Raw genomic sequence first — 26,882 nt, 5'->3', positions numbered from 1 at the left:
ATGGAACTGACAAAAAGACCAAGAAGATTAAGAGGTAGCGAAAACCTTCGTAAGATGGTACGTGAGACAAGAATGGATAAATCTTCTCTTATGTATCCTATGTTCGTAATGGAAGGAGAAAATAAGGAAGAAGAAATTCCGTCCATGACCGGGCAGTACCGTTACAGCCTGGACCGTCTTCCGTATAAACTGGAACAGCTTTCCAAAGCCGGTGTAGGCAGTGTGATGTTTTTTGGTATTCCTGACCATAAGGATGAAGTGGGCAGCGGTGCCTATGATCCGGAGGGGATCGTTCAGAGAGCTCTTCGCATTGCAAAAGAGAAATTTCCGGAGCTTTATTATGTAACAGATGTATGTATGTGTGAGTACACTTCCCATGGCCATTGCGGCGTTCTCTGCGGTCATGATGTGGACAATGACAAGACGCTGGAGCTTCTTGCAAAAACAGCACTTTCCCACGTGGAGGCAGGTGCAGATATGGTTGCTCCGTCTGATATGATGGATGGTCGTGTTGCAGCGATCCGTCAGTGTCTGGACAAGGCCGGACATTATACAACACCGATCATGTCCTATGCAGTAAAATATGCTTCTGCATTTTATGGCCCGTTCCGTGAGGCAGCAGATTCTGCTCCGTCTTTTGGGGACAGAAAAAGCTACCAGATGGATCCTCACAACAGCAGAGAAGGGCTGAAAGAGGCACTTGCAGATGTGGAAGAGGGTGCAGATATCATCATGGTAAAACCGGCTCTTGCATACCAGGACATGATCTGGCAGGTAAAGGAGATCACAAACGTTCCGGTTGCCGCATACAGTGTCAGTGGTGAGTATGCAATGGTAAAAGCAGCAGCTGCAAACGGCTGGATCGACGAAGAAAGGATCGTGGGTGAGATGGCTACAGGAGCATTCCGTTCCGGCGCGCAGATCTATCTTACCTATTATGCGGAGCTTCTGGCAAGACTTATGGATGAAGGGAGGATCGGCTGATGACAAGATCAGAACAGTTATTTGAGCGTGCGGTAAAAAGAATCCCGGGAGGCGTAAACAGCCCGGTAAGATCTTACGGAGCCATCGGTGAGGCACCTCGTTTTATTGAAAAAGCAGATAAATGCTACATCTATGATGTAGATGGAAACCGTTATGTGGATTACATTGATTCCTGGGGCCCGATGATCCTGGGACATAATTTCCCGGCGATCCGTGAAAGCGTGATAAAAGCCTGTGAAAATGGTCTGAGCTTTGGCTGCGCCACAGGAATTGAGGTGGAGATTGCGGAATTTATCTGTGAACATATCCCACATGTAGATATGATCCGTATGGTAAACTCCGGAACAGAAGCTGTTATGAGCGCCATCCGTGCAGCAAGAGGCTTTACCGGAAAAGATAAGATCATCAAATTTGCAGGCTGCTATCACGGACACAGTGACTGCCTTCTGGTAAGTGCCGGTTCCGGTGTCATGGCAAGCGGTATTCCGGACAGCGCCGGTGTTCCGAAGGGCTGTACACAGGATACCATGACGGCTACCTACAATGATGCCGCCAGTGTGGAAGCACTTCTCAAACAGGAAGAGGGAAATGTGGCAGCCGTGATCGTGGAGGCAGTAGGAGCAAACATGGGTGTGGTTCCTCCGAAACCAGGCTTCTTAAAGCGGCTTCGTGAGCTTTGCGATGAGCACAATTGTCTGCTGATCTTTGATGAAGTGATCACAGGCTTCCGACTTGCCTTTGGCGGAGCAGCAGAGTATTTTGGTATCCGTCCGGATCTTGTCACCTACGGGAAAATAATCGGCGCAGGAATGCCGGTAGGCGCTTATGGCGGACGTAAGGAGATCATGGATCTGATCTCACCGTGTGGTCCTGTATACCAGGCAGGTACCTTAAGCGGAAATCCGGTTGCCATGGCTGCAGGTTTCACACAGCTGAAATATCTCTATGAGCATCAGGAAATCTACAAAGATCTGGCTGCTAAAGGTGAGAAGCTTTACGGCGGCTTGAAGAAGATCGTGGAGGAAAAAGGTCTTCCATATCAGGTAAACTATGATTCTTCTCTGGCAAGTATTTTCTTTACAGACCAGGAGGTAAAAGACTATGTTTCTGCAAAAACATCCAACCTGGAGCTTTTTGCAAAATATTTCAAGGGAATGCTGAAACGAGGCATTCATCTTGCACCTTCCCAGTTTGAGGCGATGTTCCTTTCCACAGCGCATACAGATGAAGTAATTGATGAAACTCTGGAAGCAATGAGAGGCGCTTTGGGAGATCTGTAAAGAGGCGTAATGGATGCGCAGGAGCCGATCCATTTGCGTGGATCATGTGTGAACGCCATAGTGAACGGCAGCTTTGCATAAAAAATTGCACAAAAGATAACAGGATGGTAACTTGTTCTTGCAGAAGCTTTGTGATAAAATAAACACAAAAATACGTAACCAATGTAAAAAGCAGGAGGCCAGAACTTATGGGAAAAAAGAAGTACGTGGCTTACGTGGGAACATATACCCATGGAACCAGTAAGGGAATTCAGGTATACGATGTAGATGTAGAAAAAGGAACACTCACAGAACGAAGCGAAGTGGAAGTTAGCAATGCTTCTCATCTGGCAGTATCAAAAAACGGTAAATATCTGTATTCCATTGAGGATGAGGGTGTAGCTGTATTTGAAAGAGACAAGAACGGTGATCTTACCCGCCTCAACAGTGTGGATATCAACGGAATGCGAGGCTGCTATCTTGCAACAGATGTGGACGGAAGATATCTTTATGTGGCAGGGTACCATGATGGTAAGGTAACGGTTGTACATACACATAAAGACGGCCGTCTGGGAAGTGTTATGGACGGCGTTTTCCACAAGGGACTTGGAAGCGTGGCAGAGCGTAACTTCCGTCCGCATGTTAATTGTGTACGTCCGACACCGGATAATAAGTATCTCTGTGCGGTAGATAATGGTATCGATCAGGTTAAGATCTATCGTATCAATAAGAAGAAAGACAAACTGGAGCTGGTTGACATTCTTCGCTGCCCGAGAGAGAGCGGCCCTCGTATCATCCGTTTCAGTGATGACGGAAGATTTGCATATCTTCTTTTTGAGCTCAGCAATGAGGTGAAGGTATACAGCTATGACGGAAGTGGTAAGAATCCGGAGTTTCAGCTGCTTCAGAGCATTACCACTCTTGGAAAAGAGGATTCCAATGATGCGCTCCATAACGCAGCTTCCGGTATGTCTCTTTCTGCGGACGGTAAATATCTTTTCTGTACAACAGCAGGGGAAAATACTGTGACTATGTATGCAGTAGACCAGGAAACAGGCCTTCTGACCAAGAAATTTACACTTCCGATCAGTGGTGATTACCCGAAGGATCTTATGATCTTCCCGGATAACAAGCATATTGCTATTGCCAATCATGCCAGCAACAGTATTACCGTTTTCACTGTGGATTATGAAAAGAATATCATCATGATGAACGAAAAACCGAGAAAGATCGAGACACCGAACTGTATCCATATCTGGCCGGTACCGGATACATGGGAGCAGTTGGATTAAGAACAGGATTGATCAAAGTAAGTCTTGCACAGGCAGACAAAAACAGGCTCAGGGACGAGTAGGAATTTTCCCTGAGTCTGTTTTTTTGTGCATTTATATTTTTTTATCTGACAGGTCAAAATGTGAAATTACCGCTGATAAAATTCGTGGATACGATCCATCCGTGCACTCATATTGTTAAAAAGTGCATCTGTAATGGTAAGTGCTGCCATAGCTTCCACAACGACTACTGCACGCGGTACGATCACCGGATCATGCCGGCCCTTGATCTCAAGCTCCAGGTTTTCTCCGGTGTTGGTCACAGTAGACTGAGACTGACTGATGGAAGGAGTAGGTTTGATATGTGCACGGAGAATGATATCGCTGCCGTCACTCATACCGCCCATAATACCACCTGCGTGGTTGGAAGTTTTGGAAATAATGCCGTCTTTTTGTACAAAACCGTCGTTGTCTTCGGAACCGGTAAGACGTGTCACGTTGATGCCGTCACCGATCTCAACAGCTTTTACAGCACCAATGGACATGATCGCATGAGCGAGGGTAGCATCCAGCTTGTCAAAAACCGTATCGCCCAGACCGGCAGGAACGTTTTTGATGCGGCATTCGATCACACCGCCGGCACTGTCCTGACTGTTCAGACATTGTTCGAGATAGGCAGATGCCTTTGCGGCTGCGTCGGCATCTGGCATGCAGAGTGCATTATTTCGGATCTCTTCTTCTGAGAAGGACCGGATCTCTACAGGACCGATGGATCTTGCGTAGGTAGTAAATGTAATGCCAAGTTCGTTTAACAGCTTGATGGCAATGGCACCGGCTGCCACACGTCCGGCGGTTTCTCTTCCGGAGGAGCGTCCACCTCCACGGTAATCACGGAATCCGTATTTCTGGTCAAAGGTAAAGTCTGCGTGACCGGGACGATAGGAGTATGCGATATTTCCGTAATCTCTGGAACGCTGATCTGTATTGCGGATCAGAAGAGAAATTGGAGTACCGGTAGTCTTTCCTTCAAAAACTCCGGAAAGGATCTCCACCAGATCTCCTTCCTTACGGGCAGTTGTATAACGGCTCTGACCGGGCTTTCTCCGGTCAAGAAAAACCTGGATATCTTCTTCGCAGAGAGAAAGACCTGCGGGACAGCCGTCGAGAACGGCACCGATAGCCTTGCCGTGAGATTCTCCCCAGGTGGTAACCACGAATTTTTTTCCGAATGATGACTGACTCATTTGTATAACTTCCTTTCGTTGGAATTCTGGAATCATTATATAGGAAGCCGGAAAAAATGTAAAGAACGTGGAAGGCAGAATAAATTTTTATGTAAAGATCATGTGAAATTATTTAAAAGCTCTTTTAAAAAGAAAAGGTATGAATTGACAAAGCTATTTTGACTATTTATAATAAAAAAGAATTTTGCCCTGGCAAAAGAAAAGCAAGAGAAGGGAAGTGGGAATCGTGGTAAGGATTTACAAGACAATAGACGGAGCCATCCACCAGATACAGGAACCGGAGGAAGGCTGCTGGATTGCGCTGACGAATCCGACGGCAACAGAGATTTTTGAATTTTCCGAGAAGTTTGATATAGAGGTTGACGATTTACGATCCCCTTTGGATGAGGAAGAACGGTCACGTATCGAAGTTGAGGATAATTATACACTGATCCTGGTTGATGTTCCTATGATCGAGGAACGTAATGACAAGGACTGGTATGGGACAATACCGCTTGGCATCATTGTGACGGGGTCTATGATCTTTACCATCTGTCTAGAGGACACACCGGTTCTTACCAGATTTATGGAGGGAAGAGTCCGGAGCTTTTTTACCTATATGAAGACCCGTTTTATCTTTCAGATCCTTTACAGAAATGCGAGCATGTACCTGCGTTATCTGCGTATCATTGACAAAAAAAGTGAGCAGGTGGAAGAAAAACTGCATCTTTCCACAAGAAATGAAGAGCTGATCGAGCTTCTGGAGCTGCAGAAATCCCTGACTTATTTTATCACATCACTCCGGTCCAATGAGGTTGTGCTGGAGAAGCTTCTGAAGATAGACAGCATCAAGAAATATCCGGAGGACACCGATCTTCTGGAGGATGTCATCACTGAGAATAAGCAGGCGATCGAAATGGCCAATGTGTACAGCGGTATCCTGAACGGAACTATGGATGCTTTTGCATCGATCATCTCCAATAATATGAATATCGTTATGAAGGTACTGGCAATCATTACTATTGTCATGAGTATTCCGACTATTGTGTTCAGTGCTTACGGAATGAATGTGGCTGGTTCCGGTATGCCCTTATCAAGGAGTCCATTGGGATTTCTGATCATTATCCTGATTTCTGTGGCAATCAGTGTTGTGGCAGCGATCATTCTTTCCAAGAAGCGATTTTTCTGATTTTCAAAAGTTTTCTGAAAGGAGATTTTAATGAAATTTATTGACAAACTGGAACGTAAATTCGGAAGATTCGGGGTTCCGAATCTGACTGTTTACATCATCGGATGTTATGTGTTGGGGTATTTTCTGGCTATGTTTGCTCCGGGAGTTTTGAACATGCTGAGTCTTGATATGTCCATGGTCATGAAGGGACAGATCTGGAGACTGGTGACATGGGTGATCTATCCGCCGTCCAGTGTGGGAGGAACTGGCAATCTTGTGATGTTCCTTCTCGCAATCTTTTTTTTCTATTATCCGATCGGTACTTCACTGGAACGTACCTGGGGAACTTTCCGGTACACATTGTATATTTTTTCAGGTGTTTTGTTTACTGTGATCGCAGCAGTACTTTTACATGTATTTACAGGTGGTTATGTGGTTATGAACGGGATCGCCTATTCTCTTGGCGGAAATATTTTTACCACATATTATATCAGTCTTTCTATTTTCCTTGCCTATGCAGTCACATATCCGGATCTTCAGCTGCTTCTTATGTTTGTGATCCCGATCAGGATGAAATGGATGGCCTTTGTATACGGACTGTTCATTGCGTGGGATATCGTATCTTATCTTCGAGTCGGGCTTTGGGTAGGTGTAGTACCGATCGTAGCATCACTTTTAAACTTTGTGATCTTTTATTTCAGTACCCGTGATATGAACCGATACAATCCGAAAGAGATCCACAGGAGGCAGCAGTTTAAGAAGGCTGTGGCTCCTTCCAGAACAGGGTCCGGTCCGAATGGGATCGCCAAGCATAAATGTGCGATCTGCGGACGTACCGAAAAGGATGACCCAAACCTGGAGTTTCGTTTCTGCTCAAAGTGCAACGGAAATTATGAATATTGTCAGGATCATTTATTTACACATAAACACGTACAGTAAAACGCACAAACGAAGGAGAACATTATTATGAAAAAAACTAAGATTATCTGTACACTTGGACCTGCCAGTAATAACAGGGAAACTCTGAAGGCTCTTATGGAGAATGGAATGGATATTGCCAGATTCAACTTTTCTCACGGAGACCACGAGGAGCAGAAGGGCCGTGTGGATATGATCAAGGAGCTTCGTGAGGAGCTTGATATGCCTATTGCCATGCTTCTTGACACAAAGGGACCGGAGATCCGTACCAGACTTTTAAAGGACGGACAGAAGGTTAAGCTGGAAGCGGGAAAACAGTTTGTACTTGGAATTGGCGATTTTGAAGGCGACAGCACAAAGGTTGCTATCACATATGAGACACTTTACAAGGATGTAAAACCGGGAAACAGGATCCTCATTGATGATGGTCTGATCGAGTTGGAGGTTAAGGCGATCAAGGGAACCGATATTGTCTGTGATATCTTAAACGGTGGTGAGCTGGGAGAGAAGAAGGGTGTAAATGTTCCCTATGTAAAAGTAAATCTTCCGGGAATCACAGAGCAGGATAAGAAGGACATTATCTTTGGTATCGAGCAGAAATTTGATTTCATCGCGGCATCTTTTGTTCGTTCCGCAGAGGTGATCCGTGAGATCCGTAAGCTTCTGAATGATAATGGTGGAAAGGATATCGGTATTATCGCGAAGATCGAGAATGCAGAGGGTGTTGAGAATATTGATTCCATCATTGAAGCATCTGACGGTATTATGGTTGCCAGAGGAGATCTTGGTGTGGAGATTCCTGCAAGCCAGGTACCTCACATTCAGAAGGAGATCATCCGTAAGTGTAACGAACATTATACACCGGTTATTACAGCAACACAGATGCTTGATTCCATGATCCGTAATCCGCGTCCTACACGTGCAGAGGTAGCTGATGTTGCCAATGCGATCTACGACGGAACCGATGCGATCATGCTTTCCGGAGAGACAGCAGCTGGGAAATATCCGGTTGATGCTCTTAAGATGATGGCAGATATCGCAGAGATGACAGAGCCGCATCTGGATTATAAAGTGTTTATTGAACATCGTTCCATGGATGGAAGAGAGAAGATCTCCAGTGCAGTGGCACTTGCAACGGTGCGTACTGCAAAGAACCTGAAGGCGAACGCTATCGTAACACCGACAATGAGTGGAAATACAGCCAGACTGATCTCCAATTTCCGCCCGAAGGTTCCAATCTATGCGATCACACCAAACTCAACCATCCAGCATAAACTTCAGCTGATCTGGGGTGTAACACCTCTGAAAGGATATCAGAGAGATACCACGGACCATATCATGTCTCAGGCTATGAATGTTGTCCGCAGCCGTCATCTGATACATAAAGGAGACCTTGTTGTATTTACAGCAGGAGACCCTGCGACCAACATGACAAACGGTCGTGGTGCAGTGACAAATATGATGCACGTGATCGAGGCAGAATAAGACTGAGTTTTCTTCGGGAACAGCAGTCGGAAAAACAGGAGATGCAGTTATTATGAAAAAAGAACCATTTGTGACACTTGAGAAACTTAACGAAATTACTGAAAAGTTTCCGACACCCTTCCATCTCTATGATGAGAAGGGGATCCGTGAGAATGCAAAAGCCCTGAAAGAGGCCTTTGCATGGAACAAAGGATTCAAGGAATTTTTTGCGGTAAAGGCAACACCGAATCCATATCTGATCAATATTCTGCAGGAGTATGGCTGTGGCTGCGACTGCTCCTCAGAAACAGAGCTTATGATGGCCAAGGCAGTAGGTTGCAAAAAGGGCGATATCATGTTTTCTTCCAATGACACACCGGAGAAAGAGTTCAGATATGCAGATGAGATCGGTGGGATCATCAACCTTGATGACATTACACATATTGAGAGCGTAGAGAAAGCTCTCGGAAAAATCCCGGAAGTGATCAGCTGCCGTTACAATCCAGGTGGAGTATTTAAGATCAGTAACGGTATCATGGATAATCCCGGAGATGCAAAATACGGAATGACTACCGAGCAGATTTTTGACGCATTCCGTATCCTGAAATCCAAAGGTGCCAAAGAGTTCGGAATCCATGCATTCCTTGCAAGCAACACAGTGACCAATGATTATTATCCAATGCTTGCAAAGGTTATGTTTGAGCTTGCCGTGAAGCTTCAGAAGGAGACAGGTGCACACATTAAATTCATCAACCTTTCCGGTGGTATCGGAATTCCTTATAAACCGGATCAGGAGCCAAATGATATCCGTGTGATCGGTGAGGGTGTCCGCAAGGTTTATGAAGAAGTACTTGTTCCGGAAGGAATGGGTGATGTTGCGATCTATACAGAGCTTGGCCGTTTCATGATGGGACCGTATGGCTGCCTTGTCACAAAAGCAATCCATGAGAAACATACGCATAAAGAGTATATCGGCGTAGATGCCTGCGCAGTAAATCTGATGCGTCCGGCTATGTATGGTGCTTATCATCACATTACGGTTATGGGTAAGGAGAACGAGCCGTGCGATCATAAATATGATGTGACAGGTTCCCTCTGTGAGAATAATGATAAATTTGCCATTGACCGTATGCTTCCGAAAATCGACAAGGGAGATCTTCTTGTGATCCATGATACAGGTGCTCATGGTTTTGCAATGGGTTATAACTACAATGGTAAACTGAAATCTGCAGAGATCCTTCTTCATGAGGACGGCAGCTTTGAGATGATCCGTCGTGCCGAGACACCGAGAGATTATTTTGCAACCTTTGACTGCTTCCCTGTTTTTGAGAAACTTCTTCAGGATGAAGATGAACTGAAATAAAATAGCGAAAATATATAAAAACAGCCTTCTGTGCATCTTGTAATGATGCCGGAAGGCTGTTTTATGTTTAAGTATCTGGTAGGCATAAGATCGTGAGCAGGGCGGAAGGTGGTCAAATGCAGGGTTACTGCTTCCGGCTGCCGGAGATTTCTGCCAAGGCTTTTCTAAACTCAAAGAAAAACAGGATGGCAGTAAATGTAACGGCTAGGATATCCGCAACCGGCTCGGCCATATAAACTGCATTTGTCCGGTCAGCACGGAAAATATTGGGCAGGATATAGATCAGCGGGATGACCAGAATAAATTTCCGGACAATAGCCACAATGATGGAATCTTTGGCTCTGCCAAGGGAGATAAAGGTCATCTGGCAGGCAATCTGGATACCAAAGATAAACACAACTGCCATATAGATCCGGAGCGCTGTTTTTGTGAAAGCAAGTAATGTACTGTCCGAAGTAAACATTCCGGCAAAGATCTGCGGGAAGATCATAATGATCAGCCACAGGATCACGGAATAAGAAACACTTGTTTTTATAAGAAGCTTAAATGTAGAACGTACACGTTTTTCGTTACGTGCACCATAGTTGTAGCTGATGATAGGCTGTGCACCCTGACCAAGTCCCTGAAGAGGAAGCATGGCAAACTGCATGACGCTGGTAAGGATAGTCATGGCTCCTACTGCAACATCCCCGCCGTATTTTAAGAGGGAGGAGTTGTAGCAGACAGAGATAACGCTTTCACTGAGCTGCATGACAAAGAGAGAAGAGCCAAGAGCCATACAGGGCAGAATGATATCGGCTTTCAGTTTCATGGTGCTTTTCCGAAGCTTCAGGAAGGTCTTTTTTCCAAAGAGGAAGGAGAGGACCCAGATGCAGGAAAATGCCTGGGAGATCACTGTTGCCAGAGCAGCGCCCCGGACACCCATGTGGAATCCGAAAATAAAAACCGGATCCAGAATAATGTTGGAGATCGCACCGATCAATACGGAGAGCATTCCGGTTTTTGCGAATCCCTGGGCTGTGATGAAATTATTCATGCCAAGAGTCAGCTGTACAAAGATAGTTCCTACTGCATAGATATTCATGTAACCCACCGCATAGTCGATGGTGTTTGCACTGGCGCCGAATGCAAGGAGAAGGCTGCGGTTTCCGAGAAACAGGATAACAGTCAGGATCAGGGAGATGATGATCTGCATGGTGAAGCAGTTTCCGAGAGTCTGTTCGGCTTTCGACGTGTCATTTTTACCCATAAAGATGCTGGCTCTGGGAGCGCCTCCGTTTCCGACAAGAGCAGCGAAGGCAGATACGACCATAATAAGCGGCATACAGACACCTACACCGGTAAGGGCAAGAGCACCCTCTCCGGGAATATGACCAATATAGATACGATCGACGATATTGTAGAGCATATTGATGAGCTGTGCGGCAACGGTAGGAAGTGCAAGCTGCAGAAGAAGCTTTCCGACAGACTCGGTTCCTAAAAAGCTTTTGTCTTTTTCCATTTTTTTATTCCTTTCGTGTTTTTTGATAGTATATAATAAAGACCTGACAGATTTCTCCGTCAGGTCTTTTATGCGAATGCCGCTGGCCGGACTCGAACCGGCACGGATCGCTCCGCTTGATTTTGAGTCAAGTGCGTCTGCCAATTCCGCCACAGCGGCATAACCATTTATTATAATAGCACAGTATCAGGTGGCTTGCAAGGATTTTTTCAGAATAAAGGTATTATTTGGAAATATTTTTAATTCTAAAAAGTTTATGAAATCGGATGAGGCATCCTTGAAATTGACTGAAAAAAGTGGTAGAGTGTATTACAAGGCTGTACCACCTGATATAGCACTGTGGATATAGCAATATACTATAAGATAACGGAGGAGACTGCATGAATCTGAATTCAAAAAAACCAGAGAAGCGGCCGCTGTATGTATATTACATTATTGCGGTCGTAATTATTGTTCTGCTGAATGTTTTTGCTCTTCCTGCTCTTTCTGAGAGAAGTGTAAAAGAGACCGATTACACCACCTTCCTGAAAGCTGTAGACAGAGGAAAAGTATATGAAGCAACTATTAATTCTGATTATATCTATTATACGATGAAGGTAGATGGAAATGATGTCTATTGTAAGACGGTATCTGTAGAGGATCAGGATCTTGTATCCCATCTTTACGATGCGGGCGTAAGTATAGAGGGTACTGCACCTCAGAGACAGTCCCTGCTTTTATCTCTGATCCTGGGATATGTACTCCCGATCGCAATTTTTATTCTCCTGGGACGCTGGCTCAGCAAGAAGATGATGAGTTCCATGGGAAACGGAGGACCGGGAGGAATGATGTCCTTTGGCAAAAGCAATGCCAAGGTTTATGTGAAATCCTCTACGGGAATCAAATTTTCAGATGTTGCCGGTGAGGATGAAGCCAAGGAGCTTTTGACGGAAATTGTAGATTTCCTTCATAATCCGGAGAAATACAGAGAAATCGGTGCTTCCATGCCGAAGGGTGCCCTTCTTGTAGGCCCTCCCGGAACCGGTAAAACTCTTCTTGCCAAGGCAGTTGCCGGTGAGGCGGAGGTTCCGTTTTTCTCAATTTCCGGTTCGGAATTTGTGGAGATGTTTGTGGGTATGGGTGCTGCCAAGGTCCGTGATCTTTTTAAACAGGCCAATGAGAAGGCACCATGTATCGTATTTATTGATGAGATCGATACGATCGGCAAGAAACGTGACGGCTCCGGAATGGGCGGCGGAAACGATGAGCGTGAGCAGACACTGAACCAGCTTTTGACAGAGATGGACGGTTTTGACGGTTCCAAGGGTGTTGTGATCCTGGCAGCTACCAACCGACCGGATTCCCTTGACCCTGCACTTCTTCGCCCGGGACGTTTTGACAGAAGGATCCCGGTTGAGCTTCCGGATCTTCAGGGGCGTGAGGAAATCCTGAAGGTTCATGCCAAGAAGATCAAAATTGCGGATACAGTCCGGTTTGATGAAATTGCCAAGGCGGCAGTCGGTGCCTCCGGTGCGGAGCTTGCCAATATTGTCAACGAGGCAGCTCTCCGTGCAGTCCGCGACGGACGGAAATTTGCCACACAGGCGGATTTTGAAGAAAGCATCGAAGTTGTTATTGCCGGATATCAGAAAAAGAACCGTGTACTTTCCAATAAGGAAAAGCTGATCGTTTCCTATCATGAGGTTGGTCATGCACTGGTTGCTGCCAAGCAGACAGATTCTGCACCGGTCCATAAGATCACGATCATTCCACGTACCTCCGGTGCACTGGGATATACCATGCAGGTAGATGAGCAGGAACATTTCCTGATGACTAAGGAAGAACTGGAGAATAAGATCGCTACATTTACAGGCGGCCGTGCAGCGGAAGAGCTGATCTTCCATTCCATTACTACCGGTGCCTCCAATGATATTGAGCAGGCGACTAAGATTGCCAGAGCGATGATCAGCAGGTATGGTATGAGTGATGATTTTGACATGGTTGCCATGGAAAATGTAAGCAATCAGTATCTTGGCGGAGATGCAAGTCTAACCTGTTCCTTTGAGACGCAGACGCTTTTGGATAAGAAGGTTGTGGAGCTTGTAAGACGGGAGCATGAAAAGGCTACGAAGATCCTTACAGATAATATCGGAAAGCTCCATGAGATTGCCAAGTATCTGTATGAGCATGAGACGATCACCGGTGAGGAGTTTATGAAGATCTTGAATGAAGCGCCGGTGGAGATTGAGAATACACAGGAAAATTAAATATGTTGGCGGGAGGGACGCCGAAGGGAATACTTCTGTAAGGTCTTCGGCTTCCGTTGGGCGTTAGTTCTAAGGCCCTGAAAATCTGCTAAAACCATTAAAAAAAGTTCGGAACTCGCGGCTTGTTGCCGCTCAGACAGCCGAACTTTTTTTAATAACGCAGATTTCCAGAACCTAAGAACTAGCAGCCCTCCTCCAGAGACAGAGCCATACAGAAGTATTCCCTCCGGCTGTGCTCTGGCCATGTGGATTGCTTCTGACTAGTCTTTACCATATTTCCGGGTGTACCTTGGAACAGGTGAGTGCCAGACTTCCGGGGCCGATGTGGCAGGAGACGCTCAGGGAGAGAGGGAAGATGTTGACTTCACCGATATTCGGGAAGGTGGTGAGGACTTCTTTTCGGAATTCTTCGGCTGCTTCCAGGTTGTGGGAGTGGATGACATCCAGGTTGATCTTTTCTCCAAAGCGGTCTGCAATGTCATCTTTGATGGCTTTCGTCATAGTGTTTTTTGCCTGGGTCATGGTGCGGGCCTTGGAGAAGGCGTCCAGCTTTTCGCCCTGGATCTGCAGAACCGGTTTCAGACGGAGCATGGTTCCGATGGCTGCAGCTGCAGGAGTGATGCGGCCGCCCTGTTTCAGGTACTTCAGAGTAGCTACAGTGATATAGATGCTGGAGTCGAAGCGGGTTTTTTCCAGCCAGGTTCCAATTTCATCGGCAGAGAGACCGTTTTTAGCCTGCTGGATAGCCTCGATGGCAGAGTAACGTAAGGTTCCGGAGATCCTCTGGTTGTTTACGACACGTACACGGCCATCATAGTCTTCTGCAAGCATGCGGGCAGTCTGCATGGAACTGGAGAGACCGCTGGACATGGGGATATGTACGATCTCGTCGTAGTCTTTGAGCAGCTTGTCCCAGAGGGTAGTGACGGATTCCGGTGTGGGCTGGGATGTGGAAACTTTGCAGCCTGGATTTTGTTCAAGATGCTGAAAGAACTCTGATTGGTTCATGTCAATGTCTTCCAGATATTCCTTATCATCTATAAAAAACGGCATTGGAAGCATGTAGATGCCAAGGTCTTTTACCTGAGCGGGAGACATGCCGCAGTTACTGTCTGTAACGATTGCTATAGATTTCATAATGGTGATCCTCCTTGCCTGGATTTTCATATTTGGTCAGTTTTTCTGTTTTCTGACCGGGACATCTCAAGTATACCACAGGAAACCGCCCTTGTCATTCAACGTTTAATTCGCTATAATGATATAATATTCTGGGAAATATTTCCCCAGTCTGGGGCAAATTGTGAAGCGGGATCTCAGAAGAGGCTTATCATATGGGAGAATCCGCTGCTTTGAAAGAGAGGGAAAATATGAACTGTCGTATTGCAGAGGGAATGGTTAATAAATATATCGATCATACGTTGCCGTTGAATGATCTGGAGGATTTTCTGGAGCATATTGAGAAGTGTTCCTCCTGCTACGATGAGCTTGCCACATATTTCATTGTACATAAGGCCATGCAGCAGCTGGATGAGAAACAGGAAGATACTGTTCTGGATTTTAAGGAGCTTCTGGAAGAGGATATCCGAAAATCCAGAAGGTATATCCGAAAAAAGAAATTTCACAGAGCGATCGCTGCAGTGGCAGTCTGCGTTCTGATCGCGGCACTGGTGGTCTTTCTTGTTTTTGTGATCCTGGAACTGAAGGAGGGAATTTGATTTTGAGTGAAAAAATATTACTGATCGATGGTCACAGCATCCTGAACCGTGCGTTTTATGGTCTGCCGGATCTTACCAATGCAGAAGGACGTCATACAGGAGCGGTATATGGATTTCTGAATATTATGTTCAGGATCATGGAGGAAGAGAAGCCGGAGTATCTTACCGTTGCATTTGATCTGAGTGCACCTACGTTCCGGCATAAGAGATATGAAGCCTATAAAGGCACCCGAAAACCCATGCCGGAGGAGCTTCGGGAACAGGTTCCGCTGATCAAGGAGATGCTTTCTGCCATGGGAATCAACATCATGTCCCTGGAAGGCTATGAAGCAGATGATCTTCTTGGTACGGTCGCCAGAAGAAGTGAAGCAAAGGGTATGGATGTTACCATTCTTTCCGGAGACCGTGATCTTCTTCAGCTTGCCACAGATAAGGTGCTGATCCGGCTTCCGAAGACTGTCCGGGGAAAGACAACCATTGAAAACTACCATACAGCGGAAGTTCTTGAGAAATATCAGGTAACGCCGCCGCAGATCATAGAACTGAAAGCGCTGATGGGCGACAGCTCCGATAATATTCCGGGAATCCCGGGTGTTGGAGAGAAAACCGCGACCAAGATGATCGTGCAGTTCGGTTCCATTGAGAATGCTCATGAGCATCTGGAAGAGGTAAAGCCTAATAAGGCGAAAGAATCTCTCCGCGAGCATTATGATCTGGCACAGCTTTCCAAAGAGCTTGCAACCATCAACACAGATAGTCCGCTGGAATTTTCCTACGAAAAAGCGAAAGTGGAAAATCCCTATACTCTGGAGGCATATGAATTGTGTAAACGCTTGGAATTTAAGAACATGTTGAACCGTTTTGATCCGGCTACGACAGCAGATTCCTCCATGGAACTGGAATTTTTTACCTGTAATGACCTTTCCGGTGTGGAGGCACTGTTTGAAAAAGCAGCGCAGAAAGATCAGGTGGGTATTTCTGTTCTTGCAGATCTGGATCAGGTGTATACCGTGGGACTGGTCCTGGATGAAAAAGAAATCTATCAGATTCCGGTAGGAGGACTTCTCACAGGGGATTACCTTTGCGGAAAACTGAAAACTCTGGCGGACAGTACGGTGCTCTGTGCTATGGATATTAAATCAGTTCTCAAACATGTTTCCCTTGATGATCCGAAGAAGGTTTTTGATGCGGGGGTTGCTGCATATCTTCTGAACCCGCTGAAATCTTCCTATTCCCATGATGACATCGCCAGAGAATATCTGGATGGTATGATGCTCCCCTCAAAGGAAGACCTTCTTGGAAAGACTTCTCTGAAAAAGGCCTGGGAAGAGGAACTGGAATGCCTTGGAAATTATGCCTGCTATCAGGCGTTTGTGCCCTGCATGGCTCGAAAGGTTCTTCTTGAAAAACTGGATGAAACAGGCATGCGTAAGGTTTATGATGAGATCGAGCTTCCTCTTGTCTTTACCCTGGATTCCATGGAAAAATGGGGGATTTTCGTTAAGGGTGAAGAGCTTAAGAGCTATGGTGAAAAACTTAAAGTCCGTATCCAGGAGCTGGAAAAAACCATCTGGCAGGAAGCAGGGGAGGAGTTTAATATCAATTCCCCGAAACAGCTGGGTGTGATCCTTTTTGAAAAGCTGGGACTTCCAGGTGGAAAGAAGACCAAGACCGGCTATTCCACAGCGGCGGATATCCTGGATAAGCTGGCGCCGGATCATGCCATCGTAAAAGATATCCTGGAGTACCGCCAGCTGACCAAGCTGAAATCCACTTATGCAGATGGTCTCGGAAATGTGATCGGAGAAGATGGAAGGATCCACTCTACTTTTAATCAGACGATCACAGCAACCGGTCGTATCAGCAGCACAGATCCGAATCTTCAGAACATACCGGTCCGCATGGAGCTGGGAAGGCTGATCCGTAAGGTTTTTGTGCCGGAAGAGGGATTTGTATTTCTGGATGCTGATTATTCCCAGATCGAGCTTCGTGTGCTGGCACATATGTCCGGTGATGAAAAACTGATCCAGGCTTATCGTGAGGCGGAGGATATCCACCGGCTCACCGCATCCCAGGTGTTTCATGTGCCGCTGGATGAAGTGACATCTCTTCAGCGAAGAAATGCCAAGGCGGTAAATTTCGGAATCGTTTATGGGATCAGTTCCTTTGGACTGAGCCAGGATCTAAGTATTACCAGAAAAGAGGCAGCTGCCTATATTGAGAAATATTTCGAGACCTATCCGAAGATCAAGGGCTTTCTGGACGGTCTGGTAAAGGATGGCAAGGAACACGGTTATGTAACAACTATGTTCGGCAGACGAAGGCCCGTGCCGGAGCTGAGATCCAGTAATTTCATGCAGCGCTCCTTCGGAGAACGTGTAGCCATGAACTCTCCGATCCAGGGTACTGCAGCAGATATCATCAAAATAGCCATGAACCATGTTTATGAACGAATGAAAAAAGAGGGACTGCGTTCAAGACTGGTGCTGCAGGTTCACGATGAGCTTCTGATCGAGACAAAGAAAGAAGAGATCGAGGAAGTTTCCCGTATTCTGGAAGAAGAGATGAAGGGAGCGGCAGACCTTGCAGTGGAACTTGACGTAGATATGCACCAGGGTGACAGCTGGTATGAGGCGAAATAAATGAGAGTGATCGGAGTAACCGGCGGAGTAGGGGCCGGAAAAAGTACAGTACTTGGAATCCTGGAAGAAGATTTCCAGGCATATGTGATCCAGGCAGACCAGCTTGGTCACATTCTGATGGAACCGGGGGAAGAATGTTACGATGCGGTGATCGCATTGTTTGGAAAAGAAATCATAAAAAAAGATAAAACTATTGACCGGAGACGGATTTCTGATGTAGTATTCACAGATAAGGATATGCTTTTGAAATTAAACGGGATCATCCATCCGGCTGTAAAGCAGAGAATCCTAGATCTTCTTGGAGAACAGAAGGAAGCCGGAAGAGAGATCTGTGTTGTGGAAGCTGCTCTTTTTCTGGAAGAGAATTATCAGGAATTCTGTGACGAAGTCTGGTATGTGTATACAGAGGAGGAAATCCGGATCCGTCGTCTGATGGAAAGCCGTGGCTATTCCAGAGAGAAATCTCTTGGCATTATCCGAAACCAGGTATCTGACCAGGTTTTCAGAGAACATACGGATTATGTGATCGAGAATAATGGAGATCTGAAGGGTACCCGGAGACAGATCAGAGAAGGGATAGAGAGAAATGAGACTTTGTAGTATTGCCAGCGGAAGCAGCGGCAACTGTATTTATGTGGGATCTGAGGAGGCACATGTTCTGGTAGATGTGGGGATCAGCGGGAAGAGTATCGAAAAAGGCCTGAATTCCCTGGATCTTACCGGAAAAGATGTGGACGGTATCCTGATCACACATGAACATTCCGACCATATCAAGGGACTGGGAGTGATCTCCAGAAAATACGGAATTCCCATCTATACCACAGGTGGAACCGCAGATGCCATGCTTCGTATGAAATCCCTTGGAAAAATGCCGGAGGGACTGATCCACGAGATCCGGGAGGATGAGCCTTTTGAGATCAAGGACCTGACGGTAAATCCTTTTACCATTCCCCATGATGCTGCACAGCCGGTGGGTTACCGCCTGGAATGTGGAGAGCATTCTGTGGGCATTGCCACGGACCTTGGAAAATATAATGATTACATTGTAAAAAATCTGGAGAATCTGGATGCGGTGCTTTTGGAAGCAAATCATGACATCCGCATGCTTCAGGTTGGAAAATACCCTTATTATCTCAAACAGAGGATTCTGGGAGACCGTGGGCATCTCTCCAATGAGAATGCAGGACGTCTGCTCTGTCGGATCCTCCATGATAATTTGAAGGCGGTTTTTCTTGGCCATTTAAGCAGAGAAAACAACTATGAAGAACTTGCCTACGAGACTGTGTGCTCGGAGGTGACACTTGGTGACAACCCGTACCGTTCCAGGGATTTTAAGATCCAGGTAGCGAAGAGGGATCACATATCAGAAATAATCACAGTGTAGAAAGGAAAAAACGATGAAGAAGACAATTATCACAGTAGTAGGAAATGACACAGTAGGAATTATTGCAAAGGTTTGTACATATCTTGCAGAGAATCAGGTTAATATTCTGGATATTTCTCAGACCATCGTTCAGGGTTACTTCAACATGATGATGATCGCAGACACAGCAAAATGTGAAAAGGATGGCGGTGAACTTGCAAAAGAGCTTGAAAATCTGGGCAAGGAGATCGGTGTTGTGATCCACTGCCAGCATGAAGATATTTTTAACATGATGCATCGAGTATGATCAAGCAGCGAATGCGGATTGCCAATGCATATGATATCTACTTTACATCAATCATCAGGGAGAAAATAAAATGATCAATATTTTTGAGGTAAACGAGACAAATAAAATGATCGAGCAGGAGAATCTGGATGTGCGTACCATCACCATGGGGATCAGCCTTCTGGACTGTATCGATCCTGACCTGGATGCACTGAATCAGAAAATATACGAAAAGATCACCACAAAGGCCAGAAATCTGGTAGCTACCGGTGATGAGATCGCAACCGAGTACGGTATCCCGGTTGTAAATAAACGAATTTCCGTAACACCCATTGCTCTGGTTGGCGGGGCTGCATGTAAGAAACCGGAGGATTTTGTGACCATCGCAAGAACGCTGGATAAATGTGCCAAGGAAGTTGGCGTTAACTTTATCGGCGGATATTCTGCACTGGTAAGCAAAGGAATGACTCCGGCAGAGGAGCTTCTTATCCGCTCCATTCCTCAGGCAATGGCAGAAACAGAGCGCGTCTGCAGTTCTGTAAACGTTGGTTCCACCAAGACCGGTATCAACATGGATGCCGTAAAGCTGATGGGCGAGATCATCCTCGCAACAGCAGAGGCTACTAAGGACCAGGATTCTCTTGGATGTGCCAAGCTGGTAGTATTCTGTAACGCACCGGATGATAACCCGTTTATGGCAGGCGCGTTCCACGGTGTCACAGAGGCGGATTGCATCATCAACGTAGGTGTCAGTGGCCCTGGCGTTGTAAAGAAAGCTCTGGAGCAGGTTCGTGGCGAGGACTTCGGAACTCTCTGCGAGATGATCAAACGTACCGCATTCAAAGTTACACGAGTTGGACAGCTGGTTGCACGTGAGGCATCCAAACGTCTTGACGTGCCGTTTGGTATTGTGGATCTTTCTCTTGCACCGACACCGGCTATCGGTGATTCCGTAGCTGAGATCCTGGAAGAGATCGGCCTTGAGAGAGCCGGTGCACCTGGAACAACTGCAGCGCTTGCACTTCTCAACGACCAGGTGAAGAAAGGCGGCGTTATGGCAGCAGCTGCTGTGGGCGGATTAAGTGGTGCCTTTATTCCTGTCAGCGAGGATCAGGGAATGATCGATGCGGTAAACGAGGGAGCTCTTACTCTGGAGAAGCTGGAAGCCATGACCTGTGTATGCTCTGTTGGTCTGGATATGATCGCAGTTCCGGGAGATACCAAGGCGACTACACTGGCAGGTATCATCGCAGATGAGTCTGCCATCGGTATGGTAAATCAGAAGACAACTGCAGTACGTCTCATCCCGGTTATCGGTAAGGGTGTGGGCGAAACGGTTGAGTTCGGAGGTCTTCTTGGCTATGCTCCGATCATGCCAGTAAATTCCTTCTCCTGTGATGCATTTGTACAGAGAGGTGGAAGGATCCCGGCACCAATCCACAGCTTTAAGAATTAATTTTATTTTTGGACTTGACAGACTCACGTTGATGTGCTAAAGTAAACACAACTTAAAAAACAAACCAGTGAGAAAGAGAAGTAAACATTTCAGGAAGCTTCACAGAGAGCGGTGATGGTGGAAATCCGCAGGGGACCAGATGTTGAATGGACTTTCGAGGGCGGCCCGAACTATTTATCTGTACAGTAGGCGCCGACGGGAACCGAACCCGTTACCAATGAGGAGTGTATGTTAGTACACCGGAAAGTGGACGATTCGTCAATTTGAGTGGTACCGCGATAATAAAGAACTTTTATTACCGTCTCAAGCATGATATAAGCTTGGGACGGTTTTTGTGTTACAGGAAAAGCGATTCTGTTGCATGAAAGTTGTTCCGGAAAAGCAGACCGCAAGGTGTACAAAAGGTAATCATAAGCGGAAATAAGAAGGGAGAACAAAACCATGAAAAAAAGAATGTTAGTGATCGCAGCAGCAGTAGCAGCAACAACTATGATGATGACAAGCCCGGTTATGGCGGAGGATTTTAAAGTGGGCATCTGCAATTATGTAGATGATGCTTCCCTGAACCAGATCGTAGACAACATCCAGTCCCGTCTGGAGGAGCTTGGCAAAGAAAAGGGTGTCACATTTGATGTGTCTTATGATAACTGTAATGCAGATGCCAGTGTTATGGAACAGATCATTTCAGATTTTCAGGCGGATAAGGTTGACCTGATGGTTGGTGTGGCTACACCGGTGGCAATGCGTATGCAGTCCGCTACAGAGGGAAGCGATACACCGGTTGTTTTCTCCGCAGTATCTGATCCGGTTGGCTCCGGTCTTGTAGATTCTCTGGATGCTCCTGGTGCAAATATCACAGGAACCAGCGATTACCTGGATACTTCTTCTATCATGAAGCTGATCCAGGCACAGAATCCGGATGTAAAGAAGATCGGTCTTCTCTATGATGTCGGACAGGATTCCTCCACAACAGCGATCCAGGAAGCAAAAGATTATCTGGATAAAGAGGGAATCGAATATGTAGAGCGTACCGGAACCACTACCGATGAAGTCCAGCTCGCAGCAGATGCACTGATCGCTGACGGTGTGGATGCCGTATTTACACCTACGGACAACACCATCATGACAGCAGAGCTTTCTATTTATGAAAAATTCATCGACGCAGGAATCCCGCACTACACAGGTGCCGACTCCTTTGCATTAAATGGTGCCTTTGTAGGATATGGTGTTGATTATGCAAATCTGGGACAGAAAACAGCCGATATGATCGCTGACATCCTGATAGATAATGCGGATCCGTCTAAGACAGCTGTTGAAACCTTTGACAATGGTACTGCAACAGTTAATACAGAAACCTGCAAGGCACTTGGACTTGATTTCGATACCGTAAAGAAGGCATTTGAGCCTCTCTGCACACAGGTAAATGAGATCACAACTGCAGAAAGCTTTGATGAAGTAGAATCAAAATAAATTAACCGCTCACTTTTGTGAGCAGTTATGAAATAAATCCAATTGGAGGAAATCACTGTGACGATTGCAACTATGCTCTCCCTCGGGGAGACTGCCCTGAAGCTTGGACTGATCTGTTCTCTGACAGTTCTTGCTTTGTTCCTTAGTTATTCCATGCTGAATGTCTGCGACCTTTCTACAGATGGCTGCTTTACCTTCGGGGCCGCTGTAGGAGCCGTAGTTGCTGTAAGCGGACATCCGTTTCTGTCCATTGCGGCAGCCATGGCAGCAGGTGTTACATCAGGATTTGTAACGGCTATCCTGCAGACGAAGCTGGGGGTAGACAGCCTGCTTGCAGGTATTATTGTAAATACTGCATTATATTCCGTAAATATCGCGGTCATGGGAGGGTCATCCCTGATCAATATGAATCGGACGACCACAGTATTTACCATGATGAAGGATGCGCTTGCAGGTACAGCGTTAAAAGGTAGGGAAGATATCCTCATTGCAGCTATCGCAGTGATCCTCGTGATCGTATTTCTGGTATTCTTTCTGAAAACAAGACTTGGTCTTGCGATCCGGGCAACCGGAAATAATTCTGATATGGTAAAATCTTCCTCCATCAATCCGGTCTTTACAACGGTCATCGGCCTTTGCGTGGCAAATGCATTTACCGCACTTTCCGGATGTCTTCTGTCTCAGTCACAGAAATCCGTAGATATCAACATCGGTCAGGGTATGGTCACCATCGCACTGGCATCCTTGCTGATCGGAGGTACTCTTCTCGGACATGGAGGAATTTTTGCGAGAGCGGTGGGAATGGTGCTTGGTTCCTTTATCTTCCGCCTTGTGTATACCATCGCACTTCGGTTCAATATGCCGGCATTTATGCTGAAGCTGGTATCCTCTGTGATCGTTGTTCTTGCAATTTCCGGTCCGTATCTTAAGAAACAGTGGCCGCAGATCCGAAGAAGAATGACTCATACAAAAGGAGGAAGATGATTCATGCTGAAAATCAGCCATATTTCAAAAACATTTAATCCGGGAACCGTAAACGAAAAAAAGGCGATCACAGATCTTTCCCTGGAACTGAAAAAAGGCGACTTTGCTACGATCATCGGTTCCAATGGTGCAGGAAAATCAACACTTTTTAATGCGATCTGCGGTGATTTTCTTACAGATGCCGGTTCGATCGAGCTGGATGGCAGGGATATCACATTTATGCCGCAGCATGCACGCGCAAAAGAGATCGGACGTCTTTATCAGGATCCGATGCGTGGTACTGCACCGGGAATGACGATCGAAGAGAATCTTGCACTTGCAGCCGGCAAGGGTGGGTGGCTTTCCCGCACGACCCGGCAGGAAAAAGAACGTTTTCGTGAGGAATTAAAGAAGTTGGACATTGGGCTGGAAGAGCGGATGAGCCATCCGGTAGGTCTTCTTTCCGGTGGACAGAGACAAGCGCTGACGCTTTTGATGGCAACCATGAATCCGCCGAAATTACTTCTTCTGGACGAGCATACTGCAGCCCTTGATCCGGGAACTGCTGAGAAAGTCCTTAATCTCACCAGACGGATCGTGGAAGAAAATCAGCTGACCTGTCTGATGATCACACACAATATGCAGTCAGCAATTGATCTTGGTAACCGTATCCTGATGATGGACTCCGGCAATATCGTGCTGGATATCGGAGGGGAAGAGAAGAAGGATATGACCGTGGATGGCCTTCTTGAGAAATTTAAAACGGGAGTGGGCAAGGCTTTGGATAATGACCGTATTCTTTTGTCTGAATAAACGGAATAAATAATGAAGAACCGTTACCGATCATGTGTAAAGTGGAAAATGAATAGCCGCTTTACACAGGTGATGGTTCTTTTTTTATGAAAATTCTTGAGTATGTTACGTTACCGTGATAAAATAAATGAAATCACTTTGTGATTTCATTTATGAGCAAGTAGCGAAGCGGATTGCGAATATCCGTTTGATTTTATTATGGAAGAGGGACGAATGACATGCAGTTTTCAAAAAGACTGGACCGATTTGGAGATGAAATTTTTGCTGCTCTGAACAACCGGCGTATGGAGCTGGAAGCACAGGGCATGAAGATCTATAACATGAGTGTGGGAACTCCGGATTTCAAGACTCCGGAATATATCAAGAAAGCTGTAGCGGAAGCAGCTATGGATGACAACAACTGGAAATACAGTCTCCGTGATCTGCCGGAGCTTCTGGATGCAGTCTGTATTTATTATAAGAAACGTTTTGATGTGGAACTGACACCGGACATGGTAATGACTGTTTATGGAAGCCAGGAAGGAATGGGGCATCTTGGCATGGCGCTTTGTGATGAGGGAGATACAGTACTTCTTCCGGATCCGTGCTATCCCGTATTTGCAGCAGGAAGTCTGATGGCAGGAGCAGTTCCTTACTATTATCCGCTGGTTGCAGAGCATGATTTTCTTCCCTATGTAAAGGGAATTCCGGAAGAAATAGCGAATAAGGCTAAATATATGGTAGTATCCCTGCCGTCCAACCCGGTAGGAAGCATTGCCACTCCGGGACTTTACGAAGAAATCGTGGAATTTGCGAAAAAATATGATATTCTGATCATTCATGATAATGCGTACAGCGATATTATTTTTGACGGGGCATTTGGAGGAAGTTTTTTGGCCACTCCGGGAGCGAAAGATATTGGCGTGGAATTTTTCAGTCTTTCCAAATCCTTCAATGTTACAGGCGCAAGACTTAGCTTTCTGGTAGGCCGGCCGGATGTGATCGCAGCGCTCCGCAAATTGAGAAGCCAGATCGACTTCGGCATGTTCCTGCCGCTTCAGAAAGCAGCTATTGCAGCACTTCAGGGACCGCTGGACAGCGTAAAAGAACAGTGTCAGAAGTACCAGGAGAGAAGAGATGCTCTCTGCCAGGGACTTCGTGATATCGGATGGGAACTTCCAAATGGAAAAGGCACCATGTTTGTCTGGGCGAAGATCCCGGGTGGCCGCACCGACAGCATGGCATTCTGTATGGAACTGATGGAAAAGGCCGGCGTCATCGTGACTCCGGGAGCAAGCTTTGGTCCCCACGGAGAGGGCTACGTACGTTTCGCCCTGGTACTTCCGCCGGAGAAGATCCGGGAAGCAGTGGAAGCGATCCGAAAAAGCGGATTAAACTGAATAACTGAAAGTTGTTCAAAATCCGATCTCAAGCCATGAAAAGATTACTTATCAGCGTTCAAGCCGCTGTGGAGCTTAAATGATCCGCAGCGGCTTTTTCATCTCGTGGATGAAAGGCTGACCTGTTTTGTGGCAGAGAAGCATTTCGTAAAGATTGGAAGCCGCACAGGTTTCATTAAAAAGTCGAAGCGCAGTTTCATCGAGGATCGCAGATGCATCGGCGGCTTTGGTGATCAGCGGGATCGAGGAGTTTTTCTTGATCTGGCTGAGAAGCGGAGCGCTGTTTTTTTGAAAGCCAAGTACCCGGGCATAGGGAATGTGTCCGGGTGCTGTTGTTTTTTGGTCAAGAAAGATCCGGACAAGGCTGCGGCAGATAGCAGAACGGGTAATATCCCGTGTTTTCAAAAGATCCGCAAACTGGGAAAAACCTTCATATTGATTTCGGGATTTCAGGATACGCCGGATCAGTGCATCCGAAAGCTCCGGATACATTTTTAAAGTTTCTTCGGATTCCAGAAGCAGTTTGTAATGCAGAGGAAGATCCAGTGCTGAGTCAGAAAGCCATGCTCCTTTTTTGAGAGAATCCAGGAATCCCGGAAGGGAAGCAGAAGGGATCAACCGGGAAAGATCAGCAGACTGCACAGTTCCTTCGGATTTTTTCATAAGGCTCCGGATGCCGGAAGCAGAGGGAAATTCTTCGTCGGAAAGAAGAGAAAAATCCGTATCATGATAACCACATCCCTTTCTTAAAAGTGCATGAGGAAGGATACGGCTGTTAAGACGGAGAAGCGCTTTGCAGTATTCGATTCCCAGGATGTTATTGGGAGAAGAAAGAATGAGTTCAATATGTTCTGATGAAACGCCGAATGTGTTATGCACGGAAGTGGCTTTTTCTCGCATGTAACGGATCAAAGCACTGCTTCTTGCAGCAGGAAAACTCATTCCGGTACGAAGATTCTGCTGAAGGAGTTTGCGGTATTCAAACGGTTCCTTTATAAGAATCTGTGCAATATTCATAAGAGTCTCTGTATCTCCGCATTCACTTCCGAAACATAGCTCATCTACAACACCAAGCCCGTCAAGAAGGCTTACGCCACCTGCGGCAAATCCTTCCGCACTGGCCGTTGCTGTCTGTACCGGCATTTCCAGGATCAGATCGGCGCTTCCGAGAAGAGCCATCTCAGCCCGGAGATGTTTTTCCATAAGGGCAGGAGCCCCTCTTTGGACAAAATCCCCGCTCATGGCGATCACAATATAATCGGCACCAAGGATCTCCCGGGCATAGCGGATCTGGTATTCGTGACCTTTGTGAAATGGGTTATATTCTGCAATGATTCCAACAACTTTCATATAAAAAAGTACCTGCCGTTTCTGAAAATTCAAATCTTGAAATAA

22 protein-coding genes, 1 tRNA gene and 1 other annotated feature are annotated in these 26,882 nt (G+C 46.2%); of the genes, 18 read left to right on the top strand and 5 right to left on the bottom strand.

Annotated features, from left to right (window positions below; all coding sequences use genetic code 11):
• The 3 genes from hemB to DWW77_RS03430 all read left to right on the top strand — a co-directional run bounded on the left by hemB (position 1) and on the right by DWW77_RS03430 (position 3,535).
• Complete coding sequence (gene hemB / locus DWW77_RS03440; protein WP_022426908.1) at positions 1-984, top strand: porphobilinogen synthase; 984 nt, start codon at positions 1-3, stop codon at positions 982-984.
• Positions 984-2,264, top strand: a complete 1,281-nt coding sequence (gene hemL, locus DWW77_RS03435) for a glutamate-1-semialdehyde 2,1-aminomutase (protein ID WP_118608059.1) — start codon at positions 984-986, stop codon at positions 2,262-2,264. Before hemB ends, hemL begins: the two co-directional genes overlap by 1 nt.
• 188 nt (positions 2,265-2,452) lie before the next feature.
• Positions 2,453-3,535, top strand: a complete 1,083-nt coding sequence (locus DWW77_RS03430) for a lactonase family protein (RefSeq protein ID WP_015525261.1) — start codon at positions 2,453-2,455, stop codon at positions 3,533-3,535.
• 128 nt (positions 3,536-3,663) lie between these two features.
• Here the strand turns inward: DWW77_RS03430 and aroC are convergent, their stop codons facing one another.
• A complete protein-coding gene (gene aroC / locus DWW77_RS03425; protein WP_022426905.1) occupies positions 3,664-4,758 on the bottom strand; it encodes a chorismate synthase in 1,095 nt (364 codons plus the stop codon).
• 226 nt (positions 4,759-4,984) lie between these two features.
• Here aroC and DWW77_RS03420 point away from each other — a divergent pair, with 226 nt between their 5' ends.
• The 4 genes from DWW77_RS03420 to DWW77_RS03405 are packed head-to-tail and all read left to right on the top strand — an operon-like array spanning position 4,985 to position 9,653.
• Entirely contained in the window at positions 4,985-5,926 is a 942-nt protein-coding gene (locus DWW77_RS03420) for a magnesium transporter CorA family protein (protein WP_022426904.1), read from the top strand.
• Between the two features lie 30 nt (positions 5,927-5,956).
• The gene (locus tag DWW77_RS03415; RefSeq protein WP_059085913.1) at positions 5,957-6,847 is read left to right on the top strand and encodes a DUF1751 domain-containing protein; all 891 of its coding nucleotides are present in this window, start codon (positions 5,957-5,959) and stop codon (positions 6,845-6,847) included.
• A 27-nt stretch (positions 6,848-6,874) separates the two neighbouring features.
• The gene (pyk, locus tag DWW77_RS03410; RefSeq protein WP_021653035.1) at positions 6,875-8,311 is read left to right on the top strand and encodes a pyruvate kinase; all 1,437 of its coding nucleotides are present in this window, start codon (positions 6,875-6,877) and stop codon (positions 8,309-8,311) included.
• Positions 8,312-8,363: 52 nt separating this feature from the next.
• The gene (locus DWW77_RS03405) at positions 8,364-9,653 is read left to right on the top strand and encodes a diaminopimelate decarboxylase (RefSeq protein WP_059085911.1); all 1,290 of its coding nucleotides are present in this window, start codon (positions 8,364-8,366) and stop codon (positions 9,651-9,653) included.
• A 124-nt stretch (positions 9,654-9,777) separates the two neighbouring features.
• On the opposite strand, the gene DWW77_RS03400 is transcribed toward DWW77_RS03405, so the two are convergent.
• Positions 9,778-11,154, bottom strand: a complete 1,377-nt coding sequence (locus DWW77_RS03400) for an MATE family efflux transporter (protein ID WP_118608058.1) — start codon at positions 11,152-11,154, stop codon at positions 9,778-9,780.
• Between the two features lie 77 nt (positions 11,155-11,231).
• Positions 11,232-11,313, bottom strand: a tRNA-Leu gene (locus tag DWW77_RS03395).
• 227 nt (positions 11,314-11,540) lie between these two features.
• Between DWW77_RS03395 and ftsH the strand changes: the two genes are divergently transcribed.
• Positions 11,541-13,400, top strand: a complete 1,860-nt coding sequence (ftsH, locus tag DWW77_RS03390) for an ATP-dependent zinc metalloprotease FtsH (RefSeq protein WP_502685122.1) — start codon at positions 11,541-11,543, stop codon at positions 13,398-13,400.
• A 267-nt stretch (positions 13,401-13,667) separates the two neighbouring features.
• Here ftsH and DWW77_RS03380 read toward each other — a convergent pair whose 3' ends face one another.
• Positions 13,668-14,537 (bottom strand): DegV family protein, encoded by an 870-nt coding sequence (locus DWW77_RS03380; protein ID WP_022427100.1) that lies wholly within the window; start codon positions 14,535-14,537, stop codon positions 13,668-13,670.
• 194 nt (positions 14,538-14,731) lie between these two features.
• Here DWW77_RS03380 and DWW77_RS03375 point away from each other — a divergent pair, with 194 nt between their 5' ends.
• The 10 genes from DWW77_RS03375 (at position 14,732) to DWW77_RS03330 (ending at position 25,487) form a co-directional block, all read left to right on the top strand.
• Positions 14,732-15,115, top strand: coding sequence for an anti-sigma factor family protein (locus tag DWW77_RS03375; RefSeq protein WP_022427101.1), 384 nt, complete (start codon positions 14,732-14,734; stop codon positions 15,113-15,115).
• Positions 15,116-15,117: 2 nt separating this feature from the next.
• On the top strand, positions 15,118-17,757 hold the full coding sequence (polA, locus tag DWW77_RS03370; RefSeq protein ID WP_022427102.1) for a DNA polymerase I: 2,640 nt from the start codon (positions 15,118-15,120) through the stop codon (positions 17,755-17,757).
• Positions 17,758-18,357 (top strand): dephospho-CoA kinase, encoded by a 600-nt coding sequence (coaE, locus tag DWW77_RS03365; RefSeq protein WP_015525251.1) that lies wholly within the window; start codon positions 17,758-17,760, stop codon positions 18,355-18,357.
• Positions 18,344-19,141 (top strand): MBL fold metallo-hydrolase, encoded by a 798-nt coding sequence (locus DWW77_RS03360; RefSeq protein WP_022427103.1) that lies wholly within the window; start codon positions 18,344-18,346, stop codon positions 19,139-19,141. Before coaE ends, DWW77_RS03360 begins: the two co-directional genes overlap by 14 nt.
• Before the next feature lie 13 nt (positions 19,142-19,154).
• The gene (locus DWW77_RS03355) at positions 19,155-19,427 is read left to right on the top strand and encodes an ACT domain-containing protein (protein WP_015525249.1); all 273 of its coding nucleotides are present in this window, start codon (positions 19,155-19,157) and stop codon (positions 19,425-19,427) included.
• Between the two features lie 70 nt (positions 19,428-19,497).
• On the top strand, positions 19,498-20,862 hold the full coding sequence (locus tag DWW77_RS03350) for a PFL family protein (RefSeq protein ID WP_015525248.1): 1,365 nt from the start codon (positions 19,498-19,500) through the stop codon (positions 20,860-20,862).
• Positions 20,863-20,920: 58 nt separating this feature from the next.
• Positions 20,921-21,171: a binding site (T-box leader), on the top strand.
• A 132-nt stretch (positions 21,172-21,303) separates the two neighbouring features.
• A complete protein-coding gene (locus tag DWW77_RS03345; RefSeq protein WP_021652537.1) occupies positions 21,304-22,332 on the top strand; it encodes an ABC transporter substrate-binding protein in 1,029 nt (342 codons plus the stop codon).
• 57 nt (positions 22,333-22,389) lie between these two features.
• Positions 22,390-23,316 carry an ABC transporter permease gene (locus DWW77_RS03340; protein ID WP_022427104.1) on the top strand — a complete coding sequence of 309 codons (927 nt, stop codon included), beginning with the start codon at positions 22,390-22,392 and terminating at the stop codon, positions 23,314-23,316.
• 3 nt (positions 23,317-23,319) lie between these two features.
• Positions 23,320-24,108, top strand: a complete 789-nt coding sequence (locus DWW77_RS03335) for an ABC transporter ATP-binding protein (protein WP_015525247.1) — start codon at positions 23,320-23,322, stop codon at positions 24,106-24,108.
• A 218-nt stretch (positions 24,109-24,326) separates the two neighbouring features.
• The gene (locus DWW77_RS03330) at positions 24,327-25,487 is read left to right on the top strand and encodes a pyridoxal phosphate-dependent aminotransferase (RefSeq protein ID WP_015525246.1); all 1,161 of its coding nucleotides are present in this window, start codon (positions 24,327-24,329) and stop codon (positions 25,485-25,487) included.
• A 75-nt stretch (positions 25,488-25,562) separates the two neighbouring features.
• Here the strand turns inward: DWW77_RS03330 and DWW77_RS03325 are convergent, their stop codons facing one another.
• Entirely contained in the window at positions 25,563-26,837 is a 1,275-nt protein-coding gene (locus tag DWW77_RS03325; RefSeq protein ID WP_022427105.1) for a tRNA(Met) cytidine acetate ligase, read from the bottom strand.
• Between the last annotated feature and the right edge of the window lie 45 nt (positions 26,838-26,882).

The organism is Ruminococcus sp. AF17-12 (assembly GCF_003479245.1).
GTDB lineage: Bacteria > Bacillota > Clostridia > Lachnospirales > Lachnospiraceae > Blautia_A > Blautia_A fusiformis.
The sequence above is the reverse complement of the archived record's forward strand: the minus strand, read 5'-3'. Positions and strand labels throughout refer to the sequence as shown.

Coding starts and splice junctions, on each gene's coding strand:
- DWW77_RS03330 (WP_015525246.1), top strand. CDS start 24,327: ATGCAGTTTTCAAAAAGACTGGACCGATTTGGAGATGAAATTTTTGCT.
- DWW77_RS03355 (WP_015525249.1), top strand. CDS start 19,155: ATGAAGAAGACAATTATCACAGTAGTAGGAAATGACACAGTAGGAATT.
- DWW77_RS03380 (WP_022427100.1), bottom strand. CDS start 14,537: ATGAAATCTATAGCAATCGTTACAGACAGTAACTGCGGCATGTCTCCC.
- DWW77_RS03400 (WP_118608058.1), bottom strand. CDS start 11,154: ATGGAAAAAGACAAAAGCTTTTTAGGAACCGAGTCTGTCGGAAAGCTT.
- DWW77_RS03415 (WP_059085913.1), top strand. CDS start 5,957: ATGAAATTTATTGACAAACTGGAACGTAAATTCGGAAGATTCGGGGTT.
- DWW77_RS03325 (WP_022427105.1), bottom strand. CDS start 26,837: ATGAAAGTTGTTGGAATCATTGCAGAATATAACCCATTTCACAAAGGT.
- DWW77_RS03375 (WP_022427101.1), top strand. CDS start 14,732: ATGGGAGAATCCGCTGCTTTGAAAGAGAGGGAAAATATGAACTGTCGT.
- hemL (WP_118608059.1), top strand. CDS start 984: ATGACAAGATCAGAACAGTTATTTGAGCGTGCGGTAAAAAGAATCCCG.
- aroC (WP_022426905.1), bottom strand. CDS start 4,758: ATGAGTCAGTCATCATTCGGAAAAAAATTCGTGGTTACCACCTGGGGA.
- DWW77_RS03405 (WP_059085911.1), top strand. CDS start 8,364: ATGAAAAAAGAACCATTTGTGACACTTGAGAAACTTAACGAAATTACT.
- coaE (WP_015525251.1), top strand. CDS start 17,758: ATGAGAGTGATCGGAGTAACCGGCGGAGTAGGGGCCGGAAAAAGTACA.
- DWW77_RS03430 (WP_015525261.1), top strand. CDS start 2,453: ATGGGAAAAAAGAAGTACGTGGCTTACGTGGGAACATATACCCATGGA.
- pyk (WP_021653035.1), top strand. CDS start 6,875: ATGAAAAAAACTAAGATTATCTGTACACTTGGACCTGCCAGTAATAAC.
- DWW77_RS03345 (WP_021652537.1), top strand. CDS start 21,304: ATGAAAAAAAGAATGTTAGTGATCGCAGCAGCAGTAGCAGCAACAACT.
- DWW77_RS03360 (WP_022427103.1), top strand. CDS start 18,344: ATGAGACTTTGTAGTATTGCCAGCGGAAGCAGCGGCAACTGTATTTAT.
- DWW77_RS03335 (WP_015525247.1), top strand. CDS start 23,320: ATGCTGAAAATCAGCCATATTTCAAAAACATTTAATCCGGGAACCGTA.
- hemB (WP_022426908.1), top strand. CDS start 1: ATGGAACTGACAAAAAGACCAAGAAGATTAAGAGGTAGCGAAAACCTT.
- DWW77_RS03350 (WP_015525248.1), top strand. CDS start 19,498: ATGATCAATATTTTTGAGGTAAACGAGACAAATAAAATGATCGAGCAG.